The organism is Comamonas brasiliensis (genome assembly GCF_018292285.1).
Lineage (GTDB): Bacteria > Pseudomonadota > Gammaproteobacteria > Burkholderiales > Burkholderiaceae_C > Comamonas > Comamonas brasiliensis.
The window spans coordinates 393690-415792 of sequence record NZ_JAANES010000002.1; the positions used below are offsets into that span (position 1 = coordinate 393690).

The 22103-nt window shown below is 61.7% G+C and carries 18 protein-coding genes; 6 read left to right on the forward strand and 12 right to left on the reverse strand.

The window, feature by feature from the left end; genetic code table 11:
* The first annotated feature begins 1 nt into the window (after position 1).
* From DJFAAGMI_RS10220 to DJFAAGMI_RS10235, 4 genes are all read left to right on the forward strand, one after another.
* The gene (locus DJFAAGMI_RS10220) at positions 2–1510 is read left to right on the forward strand and encodes a sigma-54-dependent transcriptional regulator (protein ID WP_419095608.1); all 1509 of its coding nucleotides are present in this window, start codon (positions 2–4) and stop codon (positions 1508–1510) included.
* Positions 1503–2129, forward strand: a complete 627-nt coding sequence (gene ampD / locus DJFAAGMI_RS10225) for a 1,6-anhydro-N-acetylmuramyl-L-alanine amidase AmpD (protein WP_211457061.1) — start codon at positions 1503–1505, stop codon at positions 2127–2129. Before DJFAAGMI_RS10220 ends, ampD begins: the two co-directional genes overlap by 8 nt.
* 506 nt (positions 2130–2635) lie before the next feature.
* Positions 2636–5545 (forward strand): ribonucleoside-diphosphate reductase subunit alpha, encoded by a 2910-nt coding sequence (locus DJFAAGMI_RS10230; RefSeq protein WP_211457062.1) that lies wholly within the window; start codon positions 2636–2638, stop codon positions 5543–5545.
* Positions 5546–5771: 226 nt separating this feature from the next.
* Positions 5772–6863: a ribonucleotide-diphosphate reductase subunit beta gene (locus DJFAAGMI_RS10235; protein WP_003070968.1), complete on the forward strand. Its 1092-nt coding sequence runs from the start codon at positions 5772–5774 to the stop codon at positions 6861–6863.
* Between the two features lie 796 nt (positions 6864–7659).
* Here DJFAAGMI_RS10235 and DJFAAGMI_RS10245 read toward each other — a convergent pair.
* From DJFAAGMI_RS10245 to DJFAAGMI_RS10280, 8 genes are all read right to left on the reverse strand, one after another.
* The gene (locus DJFAAGMI_RS10245; RefSeq protein WP_211457064.1) at positions 7660–8559 is read right to left on the reverse strand and encodes a carbohydrate kinase family protein; all 900 of its coding nucleotides are present in this window, start codon (positions 8557–8559) and stop codon (positions 7660–7662) included.
* 111 nt (positions 8560–8670) lie between these two features.
* Positions 8671–9954, reverse strand: a complete 1284-nt coding sequence (locus DJFAAGMI_RS10250; RefSeq protein WP_211457065.1) for a zinc-ribbon and DUF3426 domain-containing protein — start codon at positions 9952–9954, stop codon at positions 8671–8673.
* A 61-nt stretch (positions 9955–10015) separates the two neighbouring features.
* A complete protein-coding gene (gene prmA / locus DJFAAGMI_RS10255) occupies positions 10016–10906 on the reverse strand; it encodes a 50S ribosomal protein L11 methyltransferase (RefSeq protein WP_167004443.1) in 891 nt (296 codons plus the stop codon).
* Positions 10907–11050: 144 nt separating this feature from the next.
* On the reverse strand, positions 11051–12409 hold the full coding sequence (accC, locus tag DJFAAGMI_RS10260; protein WP_043006024.1) for an acetyl-CoA carboxylase biotin carboxylase subunit: 1359 nt from the start codon (positions 12407–12409) through the stop codon (positions 11051–11053).
* 124 nt (positions 12410–12533) lie between these two features.
* On the reverse strand, positions 12534–12989 hold the full coding sequence (accB, locus tag DJFAAGMI_RS10265; RefSeq protein WP_043006025.1) for an acetyl-CoA carboxylase biotin carboxyl carrier protein: 456 nt from the start codon (positions 12987–12989) through the stop codon (positions 12534–12536).
* 147 nt (positions 12990–13136) lie between these two features.
* Positions 13137–13688, reverse strand: a complete 552-nt coding sequence (locus DJFAAGMI_RS10270; RefSeq protein ID WP_211457066.1) for a TlpA family protein disulfide reductase — start codon at positions 13686–13688, stop codon at positions 13137–13139.
* Entirely contained in the window at positions 13681–14283 is a 603-nt protein-coding gene (locus DJFAAGMI_RS10275) for a hypothetical protein (protein ID WP_211457067.1), read from the reverse strand. Before DJFAAGMI_RS10275 ends, DJFAAGMI_RS10270 begins: the two co-directional genes overlap by 8 nt.
* Positions 14280–14558 (reverse strand): hypothetical protein, encoded by a 279-nt coding sequence (locus tag DJFAAGMI_RS10280; RefSeq protein WP_211457068.1) that lies wholly within the window; start codon positions 14556–14558, stop codon positions 14280–14282. The genes DJFAAGMI_RS10275 and DJFAAGMI_RS10280 overlap by 4 nt, the downstream gene beginning before the upstream one ends.
* Here DJFAAGMI_RS10280 and mpl point away from each other — a divergent pair.
* Positions 14557–15975: a UDP-N-acetylmuramate:L-alanyl-gamma-D-glutamyl-meso-diaminopimelate ligase gene (gene mpl, locus DJFAAGMI_RS10285; protein WP_211457069.1), complete on the forward strand. Its 1419-nt coding sequence runs from the start codon at positions 14557–14559 to the stop codon at positions 15973–15975. The genes DJFAAGMI_RS10280 and mpl overlap by 2 nt on opposite strands.
* A gap of 144 nt (positions 15976–16119) precedes the next feature.
* On the opposite strand, the gene DJFAAGMI_RS10290 is transcribed toward mpl, so the two are convergent.
* Positions 16120–16437 (reverse strand): hypothetical protein, encoded by a 318-nt coding sequence (locus DJFAAGMI_RS10290; RefSeq protein WP_167004434.1) that lies wholly within the window; start codon positions 16435–16437, stop codon positions 16120–16122.
* 381 nt (positions 16438–16818) lie between these two features.
* On the opposite strand from DJFAAGMI_RS10290, the gene DJFAAGMI_RS10295 reads away from it, so the two are divergent.
* The gene (locus tag DJFAAGMI_RS10295; RefSeq protein WP_043006034.1) at positions 16819–17190 is read left to right on the forward strand and encodes a YqcC family protein; all 372 of its coding nucleotides are present in this window, start codon (positions 16819–16821) and stop codon (positions 17188–17190) included.
* Positions 17191–17284: 94 nt separating this feature from the next.
* Here DJFAAGMI_RS10295 and DJFAAGMI_RS10300 read toward each other — a convergent pair whose 3' ends face one another.
* The 3 genes from DJFAAGMI_RS10300 to rodA all read right to left on the reverse strand — a co-directional run bounded on the left by DJFAAGMI_RS10300 (position 17285) and on the right by rodA (position 22005).
* On the reverse strand, positions 17285–18445 hold the full coding sequence (locus DJFAAGMI_RS10300) for a 3-deoxy-7-phosphoheptulonate synthase (RefSeq protein ID WP_249334144.1): 1161 nt from the start codon (positions 18443–18445) through the stop codon (positions 17285–17287).
* A 534-nt stretch (positions 18446–18979) separates the two neighbouring features.
* Positions 18980–20440 carry a metalloprotease TldD gene (gene tldD / locus DJFAAGMI_RS10305; RefSeq protein ID WP_003051333.1) on the reverse strand — a complete coding sequence of 487 codons (1461 nt, stop codon included), beginning with the start codon at positions 20438–20440 and terminating at the stop codon, positions 18980–18982.
* 383 nt (positions 20441–20823) lie between these two features.
* Positions 20824–22005, reverse strand: a complete 1182-nt coding sequence (gene rodA, locus DJFAAGMI_RS10310; RefSeq protein WP_003051327.1) for a rod shape-determining protein RodA — start codon at positions 22003–22005, stop codon at positions 20824–20826.
* Positions 22006–22103 lie beyond the last annotated feature (98 nt).

Sequence of the window (22103 nt, forward strand, 5' to 3'; positions counted from 1 at the left end):
AGTGACATCCTCGCCTCACTCCTCCGCAGCAGCCAGCATTCTCGTGGTCGACGATGAACCCGATCTGCGCACGCTCTACGAGCTGACGCTGCTTCGCGAAGGCTACCGCGTGGAAACCGCAGGCTCGGTCCAGGAAGGCAGGGCCCAGTTGCAGGAGCGCCATTTCGATGTGGTGATCACCGATATGCGCCTGCCCGACGGGATCGGCATGGAGCTCTTGCTGCAGCTGCGCGATCCCTCGCGCAGCGAGCGCTGCATCGTCATGACGGCCTACGGCTCGGCCGAGAACGCCGTGGAAGCCTTGCGCGCCGGTGCCTTCGACTATCTGACCAAGCCCGTGGACCTGCGCCAGTTCCGCCAGGTCGTGGCCTCGGCTGTGCAAGGCATGGGCGCAGTGCTCAAACCCGGCAATCCACAGGCCGGCGGCAGCGCACCGGCCCATGACGCGGGGCCGGCAGCCCAGCCGGACGCCCTGGAAGCGCTGGTGGGCAACTCTCAGGCCATGCAACGCGTCAAGCAGCGCATCGCCAAGGTTGCCAAGGGCATGGCTCCCGTGCTGATCCACGGTGAATCCGGCACGGGCAAGGAACTGGTGGCGCGCGCCCTGCATGCCTGCAGCCAGCGGGCCGACGGCCCCATGGTCGCCGTCAACTGCGGCGCCATCCCGGAAAACCTGCTCGAAGCCGAATTCTTCGGCGCCCGCAAGGGCTCCTATACCGGAGCCACGCAGGACAGGCCCGGCTACTTTCAGGCCGCTCAGGGCGGCACCCTGTTTCTCGACGAGATCGGCGATCTTCCCCTGGCCATGCAGGCCAAGCTGCTGCGCGCCATCCAGGAGCGCAAGATCCGCCCGCTGGGCAGCACCCAGGAAGAAGCTGTCGATGTGCGCATCCTCAGCGCCACCCACCGCGACCTGAGCGCGCAAGTGCAGTCCGGCAATTTCCGCCAGGACCTGTTCTACCGGCTCAACGTCATCGAAATCGAGCTGCCCGCGCTGCGCGAGCGCCGCGAAGACCTGGGCCAGCTCTGCCAGGCTTTGCTGCAAAAGCTGGCCCGCGAGTCCGGACTGGCCACGCCGGAGCTGGACGAGATCAGCCTCGGCCAGATCGCCGGACTGCCGCTGCCCGGCAATGTGCGCGAGCTGGAGAACGTGCTGCACCGCGCCATTGCACTGGGCGATGAGGGCCCGCTGCGCCTGCCCGAATCCGGCCCCGGCGCCGGTGCTTCGGCAGCGACGCCAGCCCCGGCCTCCGGCACTCAGGCATCGGAGACCGGTGCACCGGCACCCCATCACGCCGGCAGTCCGGCCACGCTGCCCGAGGATCTGCAAGGCTGGCTCGACGAACAGGAGCGCAGCATCCTGGTCCGTGCCCTGCAGGACAACGGCTTCAACCGCACGGCCACCGCGGCCAGGCTGGGCATCAGCCTGCGCCAGATCCGCTATCGCATCGACCGGCTGGGCATAGACCTGCCGGCCGAAGGCTGCAAACAACAGAACGACAATGCCTGATCCCGCCCCCCTCGCTCAGGACCTGCCGCAGCCGCTGTGGCAGGCAGGCTGGTATGGCGCGGCGCGCCACCTGGTCTCGCCCAATTTCGGCCCGCGCCCCGAGGGGGCACAGATCGACCTTGTCGTCCTCCACTCCATCAGCCTGCCGCCGGGCCAGTACGGCACGGGCGCGGTGCAGCAACTGTTCACCAACCAGCTCGACTGGGACGCCCATCCTTATTACCAGGGCATTCGCGGCCTCGAAGTCTCGTCCCATTTCTTTGTCACACGCCAGGGCGAGATCTGGCAGTTCGTCAGCTGCGACGACCGCGCCTGGCATGCCGGCGTGAGCCAGTGGCGCGGGCGCGATCGCTGCAACGACGACTCCATCGGCATCGAGCTGGAAGGCCTCGAAGGCCTGAGCTTCGAAGCCCCCCAGTACCAGGCCCTGAAGCAGCTTTGCAGCGCCATCGCCGCGCAATACCCGGTGCACTACATCGCCGGGCACGAGCACATCGCCCCCGGACGCAAGCAGGACCCTGGCCCGGGCTTTGACTGGCAGCGTCTGCAGCAGCAGCTGGGCAGCGCGGACGGCTCCCAGTCATGGGAATTTCCGCCGCACGCTTCACCGCGGCCCTGATCTTTTCATAGCAGCTTCCGCACGCTATCTCTTGAATTCCTGGTGATTTAGCACTGAAGTCTCCTGATGACAGGCGTCAGGCGCTCCTCTTTTTGTAGGCCCGCATCATCCACCGCTTCTGCACCTGGAGGCGGCATGTCAATGGCGCGCGCGCAACAACTGTAGCCTGCATCAAACACGCAAATTTTTTACATATTTCCGGCCCGCGCTCCCGCCGCGCGCAACCGCGCCACAGGCCTTTATTCATGCGGGATGAAGTCATTTTTTTCAGCTGTCAAGCGGTGGCCGAAATGTCAGATTCAGTAGTTTCATCAGGTCAGCCAGTTTTAAGCGCGATACACTACCGGTAGTGTTTAAGGGCGCCTCAGACCCCATATCTAGTGTTTACAAGTTGTGCACACCCTGTGCAAACCATGTGTAGACCAAGGCGCCGAATCGTGTTTTTGATGGCCTGCCCACAGTGCAGGCCTTTGTCTGCCTATCCACATACTGACTCAGAGGAACTTATGCAAGAAGCGTTGAACTCACTGCCTTCTGCCGCACCTGCCGGTGCAGCCAATTCTTCCTCCCCCAATGACAGCTACCAGATCATCCGCCGCAGCGGCGATGTGGTGGCTTTCGCACCCCAGAAGATTGCCGTGGCCCTGACCAAGGCTTTCCTGGCCGTGCGCGGCGCGCAGGGCGCGGCTTCCGCCAGCGTGCGTGACACCGTCAACGAACTCACCGACGGCGTGGTGCGCGCCCTGGTGCGTTCGCGTCCCGATGGCGGCACCTTCCATATCGAAGATGTGCAGGACCAGGTCGAACTGGGCCTGATGCGCGCCGGTCACCAGGACGTGGCCCGCGCCTATGTGCTGTACCGCGAGCGCCGCAACCAGGAACGTGCCGAGCAGAAGAAGGTCGCCGAAGTGGCTGCCGCCGCCGCCTCGAAACCCGTGCTGCATGTGACCGACAACGGCCAGCGCGTGCCGCTGAACCAGGAGCGTCTGGAAGCCCTGATCGTCGCTTCCTGCGGCAATCTGAATGCCGACATCCAGTCCGGCCCCATCGTGGCCGAAACCCTGCGCAATCTGTATGACGGCGTGCCTCTGGCCGAGGTCTACAAGGCGTCCATCCTGGCCGCCCGTACGCTGATCGAAAAAGACCCCGACTACACCTACGTCACCGCCCGCCTGCTGCTGCACACCATCGTGCGCGAAGTCATGGGCCGCGACGTGCAGCCCGCAGAAATGCAGGCCGCCTATGCCGACTACTTCCCCGGCTTTGTGCAAAAGGGCGTGGACAACGAGCTGCTCAACCCCGAGCTGCTGAACTACGACCTGCCCCGTCTGGCCAAGGCCCTGAAGGCCGAGCGCGACGAACAGTTCGACTATCTGGGTCTGCAGACCCTGTACGACCGCTACTTCCTGCACGTGCGCAAGACCCGCATCGAGCTGCCCCAGTCCTTCTTCATGCGCGTGGCCATGGGCCTGGCACTGAACGAGCCCGACCGCAACGCCCGTGCCATCGAGTTCTACGAACTGCTGTCGTCCTTCGACTTCATGTCGTCCACTCCCACGCTGTTCAACAGCGGCACGCTGCGTTCGCAGCTGTCGTCCTGCTACCTGACCACCGTGCCCGACGATCTGGACGGCATCTACGAATCCATCAAGGAAAACGCTCTGCTGTCCAAGTTTGCCGGCGGCCTGGGCAATGACTGGACCCGTGTGCGTGCCCTGGGCTCGCGCATCAAGGGCACCAACGGCGAATCGCAAGGCGTGGTTCCCTTCCTCAAGGTGGTCAACGACACGGCCGTCGCCGTGAACCAGGGCGGCAAGCGCAAGGGCGCTGTCTGTACCTATCTGGAATCCTGGCACCTGGACATCGAAGAATTCCTGGAGCTGCGCAAGAACACCGGCGACGACCGCCGCCGCACCCACGACATGAACACGGCGAACTGGATTCCCGACCTGTTCATGAAGCGCGTGATGGAAGCAGGCCAGTGGACCCTGTTCTCGCCCGCCGACGCTCCCGATCTGCACGATCTGTACGGCGAAGCCTTCGAGAAGGCCTACACCGCCTATGAAGCCAAGACCGACAGCGGCGAGCTCAAGCTGTTCAAGCGCGTGCCTGCCGTGGATCTGTGGCGCAAGATGCTCTCGATGCTGTTCGAGACCGGCCATCCCTGGATCACCTTCAAGGACCCTTGCAACATCCGCTCGCCCCAGCAGCACGTGGGTGTGGTGCACTCGTCCAACCTGTGCACCGAGATCACGCTCAACACCAGCGACACCGAAACCGCTGTCTGCAACCTGGGCTCGGTGAACCTGGTCCAGCACATCAAGGACGGCAAGATCGACCACGACAAGCTGCGCAAGACCGTGAACACGGCCATGCGCATGCTGGACAACGTGATCGACATCAACTACTACGCCGTGCAAAAGGCCAAGGACTCCAATCTGCGCCATCGCCCCGTGGGCATGGGCCTGATGGGTTTCCAGGATGCGCTGTATGAAATGCGCACCGCCTACGCCAGCCAGGGCGCCGTCGAGTTCGCCGACGAAGCCATGGAAGCCATCTGCTACTACGCTTACTGGGCATCGACCGAGCTGTCCAAGGAACGCGGCACCTACTCCACCTTCAAGGGCTCGCTGTGGGATCAGGGCATCCTGCCCCCCGACACCCTGAAGCTGCTGGAAAAGGCCCGCGGCGGCTATGTGGAAGTGGATCGCTCCGCCAAGCTGGACTGGGACGCCCTGCGCGCCAAGATCGCCAAGGACGGCATGCGCAACTCCAACTGCGTGGCCATCGCCCCCACCGCCACCATCTCCAACATCGTGGGTGTGGATGCCTCGATCGAGCCTTCGTTCGGCAACCTGTCCGTGAAGTCCAATCTGTCGGGCGAATTCACCGTCATCAACCAGTACTTGGTGCGCGACCTCAAGCGCCTGGGCCTGTGGGACGACGTGATGGTCATGGATCTCAAGCATTTCGACGGCTCGCTGCGCGCCATCGACCGCGTGCCGCAAGAGATCAAGAACCTCTACGCCACCGCGTTCGAAGTCTCGCCCGAATGGCTTGTGGAAGCCGCCTCGCGCCGCCAGAAGTGGATCGACCAGGCCCAGAGCCTGAACATCTACATGGCCGGTGCATCGGGCAAGAAGCTGCACGACACCTACATGCTGGCCTGGCTGCGCGGTCTGAAGACCACCTACTACCTGCGCACCACCAGCGCGACCAATATCGAGAAGTCCACCGTGCAAAGCCGTGTGCTGAACGCCGTGTCCTCCGGCGCTCCTGCCGCTTCGGCAGCCCCTGCGGCCAAGCCTGCGGTCAGCGCACTGGAAGCGGCTGCCGCCGCTGCCCGTGCCCAGGCACCCGCCACGGACATCAAGTTCTGCGCGATTGACGATCCTGGTTGCGAGGCTTGCCAGTAATTGACTGGCTCCCCCTGAGGCGCTTGGCCTAGGCGGCCCCCGCGCCTTCCCCCTCTCTCGATGCGTTGCATCGGGAGGGGGACGACACCTTCGCTGCGAGACGGCTCTTGCTTGGTGTCTTTGGTTTGGAATGCGCCAGTTTTTTAGTGGTGCCTGCCAAATAGATAAATCAGAAGGCTGGATGTCGATTGCACTGCACCCAGCTTTTGCCCTTGAAGGAATAAATATGCTGAGCTTTGACGACGACACCTTTGCCTCTTCCGCCACCAGCGCAGAAGCCGGCGCGTCCACCAGCACTCACAAGCGCGTGAATGCCGCAGACAAGCGCATCATCAACGCCAAGACCGACGTGAACCAGCTGGTTCCCTTCAAGTACAAGTGGGCCTGGGAAAAGTATCTGGCCACCTGCGCCAACCACTGGATGCCGCAGGAAGTGAACATGACGCGCGACATCGCGCTGTGGAAGGACCCCAACGGCCTGACCGAAGACGAGCGCCGCATCGTCAAGCGCAACCTGGGCTTCTTTGTGACGGCCGATTCGCTGGCCGCCAACAACATCGTGCTGGGCACCTACCGCCACATCACGGCACCCGAATGCCGCCAGTTCCTGCTGCGCCAGGCTTTCGAGGAAGCCATCCACACCCATGCCTACCAGTACATCGTGGAATCGCTGGGTCTGGATGAATCGGAAATCTTCAACGCCTACAACGAAGTCCAATCCATCCGCGACAAGGACGAGTTCCTGATCCCCTTCATCGAAGCGATCATGGACCCCAACTTCCACACCGGCACGCCCGAAACCGACCAGACTCTGCTGAAGTCGCTGATCGTTTTTGCCTGCCTGATGGAAGGTCTGTTCTTCTACGTGGGCTTCACGCAGATCCTGGCCCTGGGCCGCCAGAACAAGATGACGGGCGCTGCCGAGCAGTACCAGTACATCCTGCGCGACGAGTCCATGCACTGCAACTTCGGCATCGATCTGATCAACCAGCTCAAGCTCGAGAACCCCCATCTGTGGACGGCCGAGTTCAAGCAGGAAATCACGGAGCTGTTCCAGAAGGCCGTGGAGCTCGAATATCGCTACGCCGAAGACACCATGCCGCGCGGCGTGCTGGGCATGAATGCATCCATGTTCAAGGGCTATCTGCGCTACATCGCCAACCGCCGTGCCACGCAGATCGGTCTTGAAGAGCTGTTCCCCGGTGAAGAAAATCCCTTCCCCTGGATGAGCGAAATGATCGATTTGAAGAAAGAACGTAACTTCTTTGAGACACGAGTGATCGAGTATCAGACCGGAGGCGCACTTTCTTGGGATTAATTGCTTCTAAGCAGGCACAATGCGAGTCATGACTTGCTTCACTTCATTGCTACAAAAAACTGAGATTTTTGGCGTGAAGCAAATTTGTGTTCCTAGCGATGCGTAACTCCACATCGCTTTGAATCGTCCGGCACTGCAAAGAGCCGGACGTCTTATGCAAATCAACGAAGGAGAAAATGATGGCAACTGCGAAGAAGACGGCCGCCAAGGCCACAACCGAGAAAAAGACACCTGCCAAGAAGGCGGCCGCGCCCAAGGCTGAAGCTGTGAAGAAAACAGCTGCAACCAAGACTGCTGCCCCCAAGGCTGCTGCTCCTGCAAAGGCTGCACCGAAGAAGGCCGCAACTGCTGCCAAGGCNGCTGCTCCCAAGAAGGCTGCAACAACCGCTAAGGCTGCTGCTCCTGCCAAGGCNGCTGCTCCCAAGAAGGCTGCAACGACTGCCAAGGCNGCTGCTCCTGCCAAGGCTGCCGCTCCCAAGAAGGCTGTAGCTGCCAAGGCTGCCGCCCCCAAGAAGGCTGCAACTGCTGCCAAGGCCGCAGCTCCCAAGAAGGCTGCAAATGGTGCCAAGGCTGCTCCCAAGAAGGCTGCCACACCTGCACCTGCCGCCGTGACCGAAACCACCGCACCCGTGGCGCAGACCCGCCTGGCACCTCAAGCCGCCTGGCCCTTCCCCACAGGTAACAAGCCCTGATCGGTTCGCTGACCTGCACGCCATAAAAAAGCCCGAGCTCTCTTGCGAGAGCCGGGCTTTTTTACATGCGCCGCGATCAGTACCCTCAGGGCACTAATATCGCATCAGGGCTGGAAGTCCAGCTGATAGTTCTGCGGGCCGCGTTGCGCAATCTTCAGCGCCCCCAAGCGGTTGCCCAGTTCGGCGCAGCGCAGCAGATCCCAGCCACGTTCCAGACCAAACAGGAAAGCACCGCGCCAGGCATCGCCACAACCCGTGGGGTCAACCACAGCGGCGGGCTTCACCGGCGCCACCAGGGTCTTCTCACCCTGCTGCCAGACTTCGCAGCCTTCGGCACCCAGGGTCACGACCAGGCCGCGCACCTTGCGCGAGATCTCGTCAAAGCTCAGGCCCGTGCGCTCGCTGAGCATCTTGCCTTCATAGTCGTTCACCGCCACCCAGTCAGCCTGCTCGATAAAGGCCTTGAGTTCATCGCCGTTGAACATGGGCAGGCCCTGACCCGGATCGAACACGAAAGGAATGCCTGCAGCCTTGAACTGGGCGGCGTGGTCGATCATGGCCTGGCGGCCATCGGGAGCAATGATGCCGACCTTGACCTCGGCGGCCATATCGGCCGTGATCCGGTTCTCGTGCGCCTGCATCATGGCTCCAGGATGGAAGGCCGTGATCTGGTTGTTGTCACGATCGGTCATGATCATGCACTGCGCGGTGTGCGTACTCTGCAGCTGGCCCACATGGCGGGTTTCGATACCCAGGTCCCTGAAACGCTGCACATAGTCCTCGCCGTCGCTGCCCACCATGGCCATGGGGTGAGCATCGCCACCGAGCAGCCTCAGGCTATAGGCAATATTGCCGGCGCAACCGCCAAAATCGCGGCGCAGCGTGGGCACCAGAAACGACACATTGAGGATGTGCAGCTGGTCGGGAAGAATCTGGTCGGCAAAACGACCTTCAAAGGTCATGATGTTGTCGAATGCCAGCGACCCGCAGATCAAAGCGGCCATGGTGCGTTCTCTTTCAGAAATGAATGAAGGGGGGCTTGCGCCAACAAGGATGTACAACGGGCATTTCTATTGACGAGACACCTTGCCTGATCCGAATTGGCACAAGCCGTATTAGGGGTAAAAAACCAGCGCCCGGTAACCCGCCACGGCAGCGCCAAGATCCTGCACTTGCACAGGCACGTTGACGCTCCACTCCTGGCGGGCTTGCAGCTGCTCCGGGGCACCCAGAGGCTTCAGGTCGATGACTCGGCGCAGCAAGGGTCTGTCCTGCGCATCGGTCAGGGTCAGCTCGGCCATGGGCATGGCCACCGGTACATCGGAGCGATTCTCAAGGGTCAGGCTCCACTGGTACTGACGGGCATCGGCAAGCTGCTTGAAGCCCGAGCCACTGATCACCACGTCGGCAATCGCGCGGCGGGCCTGCAGCTCGCAGCCTGCCAGACTGCAGGCCTTGGCCAGCACGGGAGCCAGTGCCGGATACTGCGCTGCCAGCACATCGCGCTGCTGCCAGGCATGCTGTCCGACGACACCGGCAACAGCCAGCAGCGAACCCAGCACCAGCGCCACGCGCATTCCTGCCGAGTGCCAGAAGGCCTTCCGGCGGGCCTGGCGCACAAAGCCAGGCTCATCGCCTGCAATGGCAACAGCCTCATCCTGATCCGCATCCGTGACGGCCTGCGCCCGGTCCCTGGCGGGTTGTATATCGCCGATATCGGCGTGCAGCGGCGCCTCGCTCCGGGCTTTATCCTCGAGGCCATGCTCGGCCTCGGGCATCAGGGCCTCGCTTGGCGGCGGCGATACCAGCAGCTCCGGCTCCAGCGCCGGCTCGGCGGGAGCGGGAATATCACGGGTTTGCAGCCTGTCTTCCGGCTCCCTCACCTCGGGATGAGGCTCATGCCGAGCAGCCTCTGCATCCTCTTCAGTCAGAGGACGCGCCTGATCGACAAACGAGGACTGTCCATCCGCCATCCCGGACATGGACCCAGAAGGCTCTGGTTCGGAAACCACATCGGCAGGCTCCGCTGCCGGCGCGGCTTCTGCGGTCTGAGCAGCAGTCGCTGCCGCGTCTACCCAATCCGAAGCCGAATCCTGCGGGGCCTCAGCCTTCTGCGCATCGGAGGCGGGAGCATCTGCGGCATCCTCATCCTGCTGCGGCCAAGTCGGCGCCGGCTGTTCGTCCGCTTTCGTCGGCAGCACCTCCTGGACGGCCGGCTTCTGCGGCGCATCAGCCGCTTCCGGCTGCAGCAGTTCGTCGGGCACGGACTGCAAATCCTGCGAGGCATCAAAGACGCTTTGGCACATCCCGCAGCGCACCCAGCCCTGCGAGATACGCAGCTGGTCGGCAACCACTTTGAAGCGGGTTCCACAGGAAGGGCAACGGGTGACTTGGCTCATCAAGATGTCATTGTAGGCAGCAACCACCCGCACACCTGCTGGCGGCGGGTCTGTCTCGCGATCAAGCCGCGCGCCGGGCGGTCATGAGAATCCAGCCGTCCTCGCTATCGGCCACCTCGAGCTTGAGGTAGGGCGCATAAGCCTCTTTCAGCTCGTCGGCCTGGCGCTCCAGAATGCCAGCCAGCACCAGATTGCCACCGGCCTGCACCCGGCCGCACAGCAGCGGAGCCAGCACCTTGAGCGGAGTGGCCAGGATATTGGCCAGCACGGTCTGGTACTCGCCATCGGCCGCATCGGGCAGACCGGCCTTGACCTCCACATGATTGGCGCTGCTGTTGTAGTTGGTCGACTCCACGGCGGCAGGATCGATGTCCACCGCATCCACATCGGTCGCGCCGAACTTGGCGGCACCAATGGCCAGGATGCCCGAGCCGCAGCCGTAGTCCAGCGTGCGTCCCAGAGTCGCCTGGGGCTGGCGCGCAATCCAGCGCAGACACATGCGGGTGGTGGGATGGGTGCCGGTACCGAAAGCCAGACCGGGGTCCAGACGGATGCTGACCTTGGCCTGCTCGGGCAGCTCGTGCCAGGTGGGCACGATCCAGAACTCGGGCGTGATGTCCACGGGCTCGAACTGCGACTGCGTCAGGCGCACCCAGTCCTGCTCGGGCACGGGCTTGACGGCCAGAATCTTGCAGCCTTCGAAAAAGTCCTGCGGCAGCAGCAGATCACGCGCCTCGGTAGCCGCGGCTTCGCTGGGATAGAGGGCGATCACGCGGCTGCGGTTCCAGCCTTCCTTGGGCGCGGGCATGCCGGGCTCGCCGAACAGCGCCTGCTCGGCCTCGGTCTGCGCATCGGCATCTTCGACGGACACGCTCAATGCATCGAGTGCATCCAGCGCTTCGCTAATGGTTTCGACCCGATCTTCGGGGCACAGCAGGCTCAGCTCGAACATGGCCATCCTTTCTAGCAACTGCGTCATTCATGTCAAGCCGGGGCCGAAGACGAGAACGCAAGTTGTACTTTCCTGAAAAACGAAAATGCTGGCCTCCGTTGCCAGAGGCCAGCATGGGAACTCAGAGCTGCAAGGCTCCTGATCTCATCGCTTGTTGGGCGTGCGATGCGTCAGCCACTCTTCCAGGTAGTGGATGTTGGTGCCGCCTTCCATGAACTTGGAGTCGACCATCAAATCCTGGTGCAGCGGGATATTGGTGTTGATGCCTTCCACCACGGTCTCCAGCAAGGCGGTACGCATGCGGGCCATGGCCTGCTCGCGGGTGTCGCCATAGGCGATGATCTTGCCGATCATGGAGTCGTAGTTGGGCGGCACAAAGTAGTTGTTGTACACATGGGTGTCCACACGCACGCCAGGACCGCCTGGAGCATGCCACATGGAGATGCGACCGGGCGAGGGGATAAACTTGTACGGATCTTCCGCGTTCACACGGCACTCGATGGCGTGGCCCTTGAACTCGATCTGGCGCTGTGTGAAAGGCATCTTCTCGCCGGCCGCGATCATGATCTGGGTGCGCACGATGTCGATGCCCGTGATCAGCTCGGTGATGGGATGCTCCACCTGCACGCGGGTGTTCATCTCGATGAAGTAGAACTCGCCGTTCTCGTACAGGAACTCGAAGGTACCCGCACCGCGATAGCCGATCTTCTTGCAGGCCGCGGCGCAGCGCTCGCCGATCTTCTCGATCAGACGGCGGGGAATGCCGGGTGCCGGAGCTTCCTCGATCACCTTCTGGTGGCGACGCTGCATGGAGCAGTCGCGCTCGCCCAGATACACGGCGTTCTTGTGCGTATCGGCCAGCACCTGGATTTCCACGTGACGTGGGTTCTGCAGGTACTTTTCCATGTAGACGGCAGGATTGCCGAAAGCAGCGCCGGCTTCAGCCTTGGTCATCTGCACGGCATTGATCAGTGCAGCTTCGGTGTGCACCACGCGCATGCCGCGACCGCCGCCGCCGCCCGAGGCCTTGATGATCACGGGATAACCGATGGTCTTGGCAATGCGCTTGATGAGTGCGGGATCGTCGGGCAGTTCGCCGTCCGAGCCGGGCACGCAAGGCACGCCGGCCTTGATCATGGCTTGCTTGGCCGACACCTTGTCACCCATGGTGCGGATGTTCTCGGGCGTCGGGCCGATAAAAGTGAAACCGCTCTTTTCCACGCGCTCGGCAAAGTCGGCGTTCTCGGACAGGAAACCGTAGCCGGGGTGGATGGCTTCCGCATCAGTCACCTCGGCAGCCGAAATGATGGCCGGCATGTTGAGGTAGGACAGCGGGGAAGGAGCCGGGCCGATACACACGGCCTCATCGGCCAGCTTGACGTACTTGGCATCACGGTCGGCTTCGGAATACACCATCACCGCCTTGATACCCAGCTCACGGCAAGCGCGCTGGATGCGCAGGGCGATCTCGCCCCGGTTGGCAACCAAAATTTTCTTAAACATGAAGTTCCTCGCAGCTTGGTGCCTGTGCCGCAGCACAGACCACTGCCAATGACTCAGTCGCGCAGCCAGTGGCTAGCGCACCTCGGCGCTGCGATGCGAACTGCATGCAACGCCTCATGATCTATCACTCGATCACGAACAGAGGCTGGCCGTATTCCACAGCCTGGCCGTTTTCACCCAGAACGCGAACGATGGTGCCGGTCTTGTCGGCTTCGATTTCGTTGAGGATCTTCATGGCTTCGACGATGCAGATGGTGTCGCCTTCCTTGACCTGGCTGCCCACATCCACAAAGGCCTTGGCGCCGGGGCTGGAGGCACGGTAGAAGGTACCGACCATGGGCGACTTGACCACATGACCTTCTGCAACGGCCGGAGCGGCCACTGGTGTGGCGGCTGCGGGAGCGGCAGCCACGGGGGCGGCCATCATGGGAGCAGCTTGCACGGGGGCAGCGACGTATTGGTGGACCACACCTTCGCTCTTGACGATACGGACCTTGCCCTCTGCTTCGGTGATCTCCAGTTCCGACACATTCGATTCGGACACCAGATCAATAAGGGTCTTGAGTTTTCGCAAATCCATGGGAGCTCCAGCGACGTAATTCTAAACAGGGCGCGAATTTACCTCAAATCCGGCCTTCTGCGTGCATTGGCAGATATTTTTCACTAACGTCGCCATGGAATTTAGTTACCTACACTTTTCTGACGACAAGAGCAATGTTCGTTCGCTCTATTTGCTCCAATCTGTCAGATCTTCGCGGGAAAGCTCGCCTATTTTACGTTGTCGCACTTGCCCCTTCGCGTCAAAAAGAACCGTGAACGGCAGGCCACCCTGCAAGTTACCGAGGCTACGGGTCAGCCCCAATCCCCCTTGCATGGCGATGGCTACCGGAAATTGCACGGGTTGGCGCTGCAAAAAACGCATCACTGCTTCGGATTTGTCGACCGCCAACCCCACGACCTGAATGCCTTTTGCGCCCTGCTGCGCCGCAAACTCGCTGAGCATGGGCAGCTCCTTGACACAGGGCGGACACCAGGTGGCCCAGAAGTTCACCAGCAGGGGACGGCCCTGCAAGCCAGCCATGGCAAAAGGCTTGCCATCGGGGGTTTCAAACGTCTGACTCCATAACTGAGCCTCGACGCCAGGGCCCATGGCCTGCGGCTGGCTGCGCCACCAGGCCACACCGGCGCCGGCCCCGGCCGCCACTGCGGCCACCGCGCCGGTCAGCCACAGACGGCGAGAGCCATTGGTCGACTTGTTCTCAGGGGTGTTTTCACTCATCGCGGCTCTCCTGCAGCAGCTTGCGCAAGGCCTTGGCATCGCCACGCGGGCTGCGGCCATGGCTGTCGGGCTTCATGGCGCCGCGCATATCGTCATGATCGTAGACCAGCAGGTGCACGCCCACGGTTTCGTTGATCGGCTTGCACAGTGCGTGAACGGAAAGCGCCTCGACCGGCTTGCCCTGAAAGCCGGTGACCGTGCTCGGCTCGTACTGCACATGATTGTTGATGAGCGCTATTTCGGCTGACTTGGGATCGTCGCAGAACAGCTGCAGATAGATGTCCGACAGCCGCGTGGCCGTGCCGCGCCAGACGGCTCCGGCCAGATGCGGGCGAAACTCCTGCAGCCTGTCCATCCAGACCAGGGCCAGCTCGCGCAGCGCCTGAAGCTCCTGCGGCTGCGTGTCGCCGCAGAACAGCTCTATATATTCGCGCACCGCCTCTTCAAGCTGGTCGTTATCAGGCAGCGCCGAGCGGCCGGGCAGGCCGAGCTGACGCACGGCCCGCTGCTTGGCAGGACCCCATTCCAGGCCTTCCTCCACCACCAGACGGGCCGCTGTCTGAGCGATTTCAGCAGTCACGTTATCCAAACTCATAGCGCCATTTCATCACGCCCGCCGCAGCAAGCGCAGCAGGTCATGCACGCATTGTGACCCAGATGAATGACCGCACTTTGACCTGGCCCGTAGAGGTCAATGTTTTGATAGCTGCTAGCACCCGCTTTGTATGGAACTGAAAGTAAAAACACATTTAGATCTATATAGATCATGCGCAGTAAGCTATCAATTTGATAAGAAAGGTTACCGCCAGCGCCCAGGCGGGCCATGGCTTGCCGCCAGGTCATGCCGGCAAACGTAGAATCCCCGGCCATGCACATACATATTCTGGGCATTTGCGGCACCTTCATGGGGGGCCTGGCCGCCTTGGCACGAGAAGCCGGTCACAAGGTGACGGGCTGCGATTCCGGCGTTTACCCGCCGATGAGCGATCAGCTGCGCCAGCTGGGCATCGAGCTGATCGAGGGCTATGGCGCCGACCAGATCGCACTCAAGCCCGATATGTATGTGGTCGGCAACGTGGTCAGCCGCAAGCGCCTGGCCGACGGCTCACCCAAGTTTCCGCTGATGGAAGCGATTCTGGACACTGGCGCCGCCTATACCAGCGGTCCGCAATGGCTGGCCGAGCATGTGCTGCACGGTCGCCATGTGCTGGCCGTGGCCGGCACCCACGGCAAGACGACCACCACCTCCATGCTGACCTGGGTGCTGGAGTGCGCGGGGCTGCAGCCCGGGTTTCTGGTCGGCGGCGTACCGCTGGACTTCGGCATCTCCGCCCGCCTGGGTGCGGCCAAGCGCCCTGTCACAGGCCCTGGCCCCGTGGGCAATCAGCCAGTGTTCGTGATCGAGGCCGATGAATACGACACCGCATTCTTCGACAAGCGCAGCAAGTTCGTGCACTACCGCCCTCGTACGGCCGTGCTCAACAACCTGGAGTTTGATCACGCCGACATCTTCGACGATCTGGCGGCCATCGAGCGCCAGTTCCACCATCTGGTGCGCACCGTGCCGTCGACCGGCCGCGTGGTGAGCAATGGTCTGGAAGAAAGCCTGAGCCGCGTGCTGGCCCAGGGCTGTTGGAGCGAAGTGCGCAGCTTCGGCGCCACTGTCAGCGATTTCAGCGCCGATGGCGATCCCGGCGACTTTGCCGTGCTGCATCGCGGCAACAAAGTGGCGCAGCTGCGCTGGAGCCTGACCGGCGTGCACAACCAGCTCAATGCGCTGGCCGCAATCGCCGCCGCCGATCATCTGGGCGTCAGCGCCGAGGTGGCTTGCGAAGCCCTGTCGCGCTTTCAGAACGTCAAGCGCCGCATGGAGCTGCGCGGTACGGTCAACGGCATCGAGGTCTATGACGACTTCGCGCACCACCCCACAGCCATCCGCACCACCCTGGACGGCCTGCGCCGCAAGCTGGGTGCGCAGGCCCGCATCCTGGCGGTATTCGAGCCGCGCAGCAACACCATGAAGCTTGGCACCATGAAAAGCCAGCTGCCCTGGTCGCTGGAAAGTGCCGATCTGGTCTTCTGCCACACTGCGGGCCTGGACTGGGATGCCGCCGAAGCGCTTGAATCCATGGGCGTGGGCCCCGGCCAGCGCGCTCAGGTCGCCGGAGATATCGAGACCCTGATAGCGCAGATCACCGCTGTCGCACGCCCCGGCGACCATATCGTCTGCATGAGCAACGGCGGCTTTGGCGGCATACACGCCAAGCTGCTCGAAGCGCTGAAATAAGTCCGAATAAAAGCAAATGCCCGCTCAACGCGGGCATTTTTCATTGCTCGGGAACAGACCAAGCCAGAGACGCCAAGCAAGGGCCGCCCCGCAGCAAAGGCGTCGTCCCCCCTGGGGGGAAGCCGCAAAGCGGCTCAGGGGGGATCAATAGCTAATCGACATCGCCGGCACATCCACCCGGATCAAGGGTTTGGCCAGTACGGCCTGGGCAGCCAGGGCATAGCTGTTGCGCCAGTCCTGGTTATCAAACAGCTCGGGACGATTGCGTGCCTCTCGCGCCACCACCACCAGCTTGTCGGCCAGCAACACCTTGCCGGTAGCCCGCAAAGGCTCGCATTCGAGCGAGACAAACTGCTGGTCCAGCCAGCGTCGGCCTTCGTCCGAACTCACAGGGGACAGCGACTGGGTATCGACCCGGTATTCACGGTCGCCATCCAAAACCACGATTACTTCACTACGCATAAATCTCCTCTGACCTGGTGACTCTTGCACCATTCGTTGTCGTGGCCACAGCTTAATGGTGACCGCGGTGCTGAAGACGCTGCAAGCTGACGGCTTGCAAACAGCTGCGGCAAACAATGCAGGCCTCAAGGGCTTGCATCAAGCATCACAGTGGTTACGGAAACATGGGCTGCAAAGCCATGCAAAATCATTAAATTTCATAGCATCATCCGCATGCTTCGCATGAATATAAGGGCAAAACTGTGTTTTTCAAGTGCCATTACGGTCTCGTAACCCGCCAGTTATCGACATGGTGTGCCCTGTCTTGAAAATGCCAGCAGAGCACTCACATACTGGGCAACTCTTTGCCGAATGCCGGCAATGCCTTCAGGAACCATCACCATGACCGCTGAAAACATCCACCAAGAAATACGCGAGCATCTGCTGCAGCTGGAGGCCGAACTTCAAGTCCAGAAACTCTGGTCTGCCGTTGCTCCGGACCCCAAGGCACTGGAATCCACCACACCCTTCATGTACGACACACTCAAGCTGCACGAGTGGCTGCAATGGGTGTTCATCCCGCGCCTGCGCGCCGTGATCGATGCCAAGGGCAGCCTGCCCCACCAAAGCCATGTCTATCCGCTGGCCGATCACGAGTGGCAGCAGCGTACCGACTTTGATAAGCAGCATCTGCTGCGCCTTCTCAATCGCATCGATGCCACGCTCAACGGCTGCGATATGACGCCTGAGCCGGCACCAGACACCAAGCACTGAGCCGGCAGACAACCCGCTCCACTCCATCTGGAAAACCAAACAGGCCACAGGGAACACTCCCTGTGGCCTGCGTCGTTCATGCCCGCTCTGTCGATCAGGCGGGTACTTCGGCTTCCTGCTTGCATGCAGCCGCGGCCGCACGGCGCTGGCTCACGGCCTGCGACAGCTCTTGCAGCGTTGCCAGGGAATCGTCCCAGCCCAGGCAGGCATCGGTAATGCTCTGGCCGTAGGTCAGATCGCAGACCTCGTCCTTGCCGGGAGTGAACTTCTGTGCACCGCCGATCAGGTGGCCTTCGATCATCACGCCGAACACGCTGCTGGAGCCACCGGCGATCTGCGCCGCGATATCGCGGGCCACATCCTTCTGGCGTTCATGCTGCTTGTTGCTGTTGGCATGGCTGCAATCCACCATCAGCGAAGGCGTAAGGCCAGCAGCCTCCAGATCCCGGCAGGCGGCCGCCACATGCTCGGCATCGTAGTTGGGGGTCTTGCCGCCGCGCAGAATCACGTGGCAGTCCTGGTTGCCTCCCGTGTGCACGATGGCGACCTGGCCGTTCTTGTGCACCGACAGGAAGTGGTGACCGCGGCTGGCCGACTGAATCGCATCGGTGGCAATGCGGATATTGCCGTCCGTGCCGTTCTTGAAACCGATCGGAGCCGAGATGCCCGAGGCCAGTTCGCGGTGCACCTGGCTTTCCGTGGTGCGGGCACCGATGGCGCCCCAGCTGATCAGATCGCCGATGTACTGGGGCGAGATCACGTCCAGGAACTCGCTGGCCGCAGGCACACCCAGGCGGTTGATGTCGATCAGCAGCTGGCGCGCGATGCGCAGGCCTTCGTCGATGCGGTAGCTCTGATCCAGGTAGGGATCATTGATCAGTCCCTTCCAGCCCACGGTGGTACGGGGCTTCTCGAAGTACACGCGCATCACCACTTCCAGCGTGTCCTTGTACTGCTCGCGCACGGCGGCCAGGCGGCGGGCGTAGTCCAGGGCAGCGGCCGGATCGTGAATCGAGCAAGGACCGACGATGACCAGCAGACGGTCATCCTGCGCACGCATGATGTTGTGGATGCTGCGACGGGTGTCGCTGATCAGCGTCTCCACGGCGGTGCCGCGAATGGGGAAGAAGCGGATGAGGTGCTCTGGAGGAGGTAACACTGTGATTTCCTTGATACGTGCGTCGTCGGTCTGGCCTGTCTTGGGAGAGCCGGCGCGATACCAGGAATCGGTGGATGAAGTGTTCAGAGCAGTCATGGCTATCTTTCGTGAGGTGTTTGATCGTTGAAAACCGGGGGTGCTGAAACGTAGGGGTGAAAAAAAACCGCCGGGCTTTGCAGCTTCGGCGGTTCTTTGGGAGGTGTTTGCAGGGTGCGCGCGTTTACCTCTCAGCCGCCGGGGGCGAGAACCAAAAGTAAAAGAAATAGGCGCGTTGCGTTTGCATGTCTTTCAATGTAGCACAGCTCTTTTGCATTGCAACATCCGTGGCCGGCGCAGTTGTTCTGTCAAAAACAGGTTTCCCCTCTGACATGACGCATTTTTCATTATTTTCTTTCATGCAATTTTTTTGCGTTTTTTTTATTTTTTCAGAATTTTATTGATATAAATTTCCAAAAATCCAGATTGAATGCAATCTTTCAGCGAATCGACAATATTCACGCTCAGACATCAAAACACCCTCAAAAGACCCTGCTGGCAGACGATTACCGCACCCAGAAACGACAAGACCCCGGTCTGCCATGCAGAGCGGGGTCTTGCTTTCGGCGGGAAGACCCGCCGGGGGAATCTCCGTCAGGCCGTGCCGCCGACCGTCAGGCCGTCGATGCGCAGCGTGGGCTGGCCCACGCCCACAGGCACGCTCTGACCTTCCTTGCCGCAGGTGCCCACGCCCGAGTCCAGGCGCATGTCGTTGCCTATCATGCTGATGTGCTTGAGCGACTCCGGGCCGCTTCCGATGATGGTAGCGCCCTTGACGGGGTACTGGATCTTGCCGTTTTCCACCCAGTAGGCTTCGCTGGCGGAGAACACGAACTTGCCGCTGGTGATGTCCACCTGACCACCGCCGAAGTTGGTGGCGTACAGGCCCTTCTTGATGGAGCCGATGATCTCCTGCGGATCCTTGTCGCCACCCAGCATGTAGGTGTTGGTCATGCGCGGCATGGGGATGTGGGCGTAGCTTTCGCGACGGCCATTGCCCGTGGGCTTGACGCCCATCAGGCGCGCATTCATCGAGTCCTGGATATAGCCCTTGAGAATGCCGTCCTCGATCAGCACATTGCTCTGGCTGACATGGCCTTCGTCGTCCACGTTCAAGGAGCCGCGGCGATCGGCAATCGTGCCGTCGTCCAGCACGGTCACGCCCTTTGCGGCCACGCGCTGACCGATACGACCGCTGAAGGCGCTGGAGCCCTTGCGGTTGAAGTCGCCTTCCAGGCCGTGGCCCACAGCCTCGTGGAACAACACGCCGGGCCAGCCCGAGCCCAGCACCACCGTCATCACGCCTGCCGGTGCGGGACGCGATTCGAGGTTGACCAGGGCCGCGTGCACGGCCTCGTCCACATACTGGCTGATCTGTTCGTCGCTGAAATAGGCCAAGCCGAAGCGACCGCCACCACCGGAGGAGCCCACCTCGCGGCGGCCCTTCTGCTCGGCGATCACCGTCACCGACAGGCGCACCAGCGGGCGCACGTCGGCCGCCAGCGTGCCGTCTGCGCGGGCCACCAGCACCACATCGTATTCACTGGCAAGGCCGGCCATGACCTGCACCACGCGCGGGTCCTTGGCGCGGGCCAGCTTTTCCACCTTGCCCAGCAGTTCAACCTTGGCCGTGCTGTCAAGCGTGCTGATGGGGTCCAGCTCAGGATACAGGGAGCGGCTTTGCGCAATCTTCTGAGCCCCTGCCTTGACGCGGCGCGTCTGGGTCGCGCTGGAGATGGAGCGCACGGTGCGTGCAGCATCCAGCAGCGAGGCTTCGGAAATGTCGTCGGAATAGGCAAACGCCGTCTTCTCGCCGCTGACCGCGCGAACACCGACACCCTGATCGATGGAGAAGGAGCCGGTCTTGACGATGCCTTCTTCCAGACTCCAGCCCTCGGCGCGGGTGTACTGGAAGTAGAGATCGGCGTCGTCCACCTGGTGCGAGCGAATTTCGGCAAGCGCACGCGCAAGATGGGTTTCGTCCAGGCCGAAGGGCTCAAGCAGCAACTGACGGGCCGTGGCCAAGCGTTCGATGGTGGGTTCGCGGGAAATCATGAGAGCATTGTAGAGATAGCTGCAAGTCCTGACTTGTCTCGGGCTGCGCATAAAAAAGAGCGGAATGCTGCCCCACCAGGCTGAACAACATTCCGCTCCATTCACTTAGCTTCTCACTTGCCGGGTTCCGCCCTGCCCGCTTTGCATGGCAGAACCCCACCTGGGTCTTTGCCGCTCCCGCTTGATCGGTCTTTTGACCCCCAGAACCGTTTGTAAACGCTGTTTACAGTCCAGGCAAGGCCCTGGACGGAACTACTGACATTTTTCAACGATCTAAGCCTGCCGCCCCGCCGCGCAATTTCCCATAAAACCATTACTCAAAGCTTGCAAAGCATGAGATAGCAGCTCTTTTTTTAAGAGCACAGCAGCCCGATCACGGGTCTTCACGCATGGGGAATATGCCCATCACCGCCGGGCAGTTGCCGCTGTGCCCGCGACACCGACATCAAAACGCCCAGCGCCAGCCCCAGCGTGACCATGGCTGTGCCGCCATAGCTGATGAAAGGCAGGGGCACGCCCACCACCGGCAGGATGCCGCTGACCATGCCCATGTTCACGAACGCATAGGTGAAAAAGATCATGGCCACGGCAGCCGCCATCAGCCGGCCGAACAGCGAGTTGGCGTTCATGGAAATGGCCAGCCCGCGCCAGACCAACAGCAAGAAGCCGACGATGATGAACAGATTGCCTATCAGGCCGAACTCTTCGGAATAGGCGGCAAAGATGAAGTCGGTGGTGCGCTCGGGAATGAATTCCAGGTGGGTCTGCGTGCCTGCCATGAAACCCTTGCCCCAGACGCCGCCCGAACCGATGGCGATCATGCCCTGAATGATGTGAAATCCCTTGCCCAGGGGATCGCGCGTGGGGTCCAGCAAGGTGCACACGCGTGTGCGCTGATAGTCATGCAGAAAATACCAGCTCACGCCATCGGCGCAGAGCTGGGGCTCGAACCAGACGATAAGGAAAATGCCGACCACGGCCAGCAGCACGGGCGGCACGATGAGCTTCCAGGGCAGGCCGGCAAAAAAGATCACGGACAGGCCGGCTGCCATCACCAGCAGCGAGGTGCCCAGATCGGGCTGCTTCATGATCAGGCCCACGGGCACCATCAACAGCACAAAGGCGATGACAAAGTCCGAGGCGCGCAGATTGCCCTCGCGGCGCTGGAACCACCAGGCCAGCATCAGCGGCGTGGCGATCTTCAAAAGCTCCGAGGGCTGAATCACTACCCCCACGTTCACCCAGCGCGTGGCCCCCTTCTTGGTGATACCGAACAAGGCTACCGCCACCAGCAGCACCACGCCCAGGGTGTACAGCGGCACAGCCACCTTCATCAATTGCTGGGGGGATATCTGGGCCAGCACGAACAGCAGACCCGCTGCAATCAGCATATTGCGTCCATGGTCCACAAAACGCGTGCCGTGATCGAAACCCGCCGAATACATGGCCAGCAGCCCTGCCCCCGCCAGCATGGCGATGAAGAGAAGCAACAGGAAGTCAAAGCCGCGAAACAGCGGAACAATGCGTTGCAGCAGCGAGGGCTTATCGAATTCGATGGCGGACATGGGCCGCAATTATCGGGGGAGCCGGCTGCCGTGCAGTCTGCAGGGTTGAGCTTTGCTGACGGCTCAGCACTGCCTGACCCCATTCACCCTGTCATAGG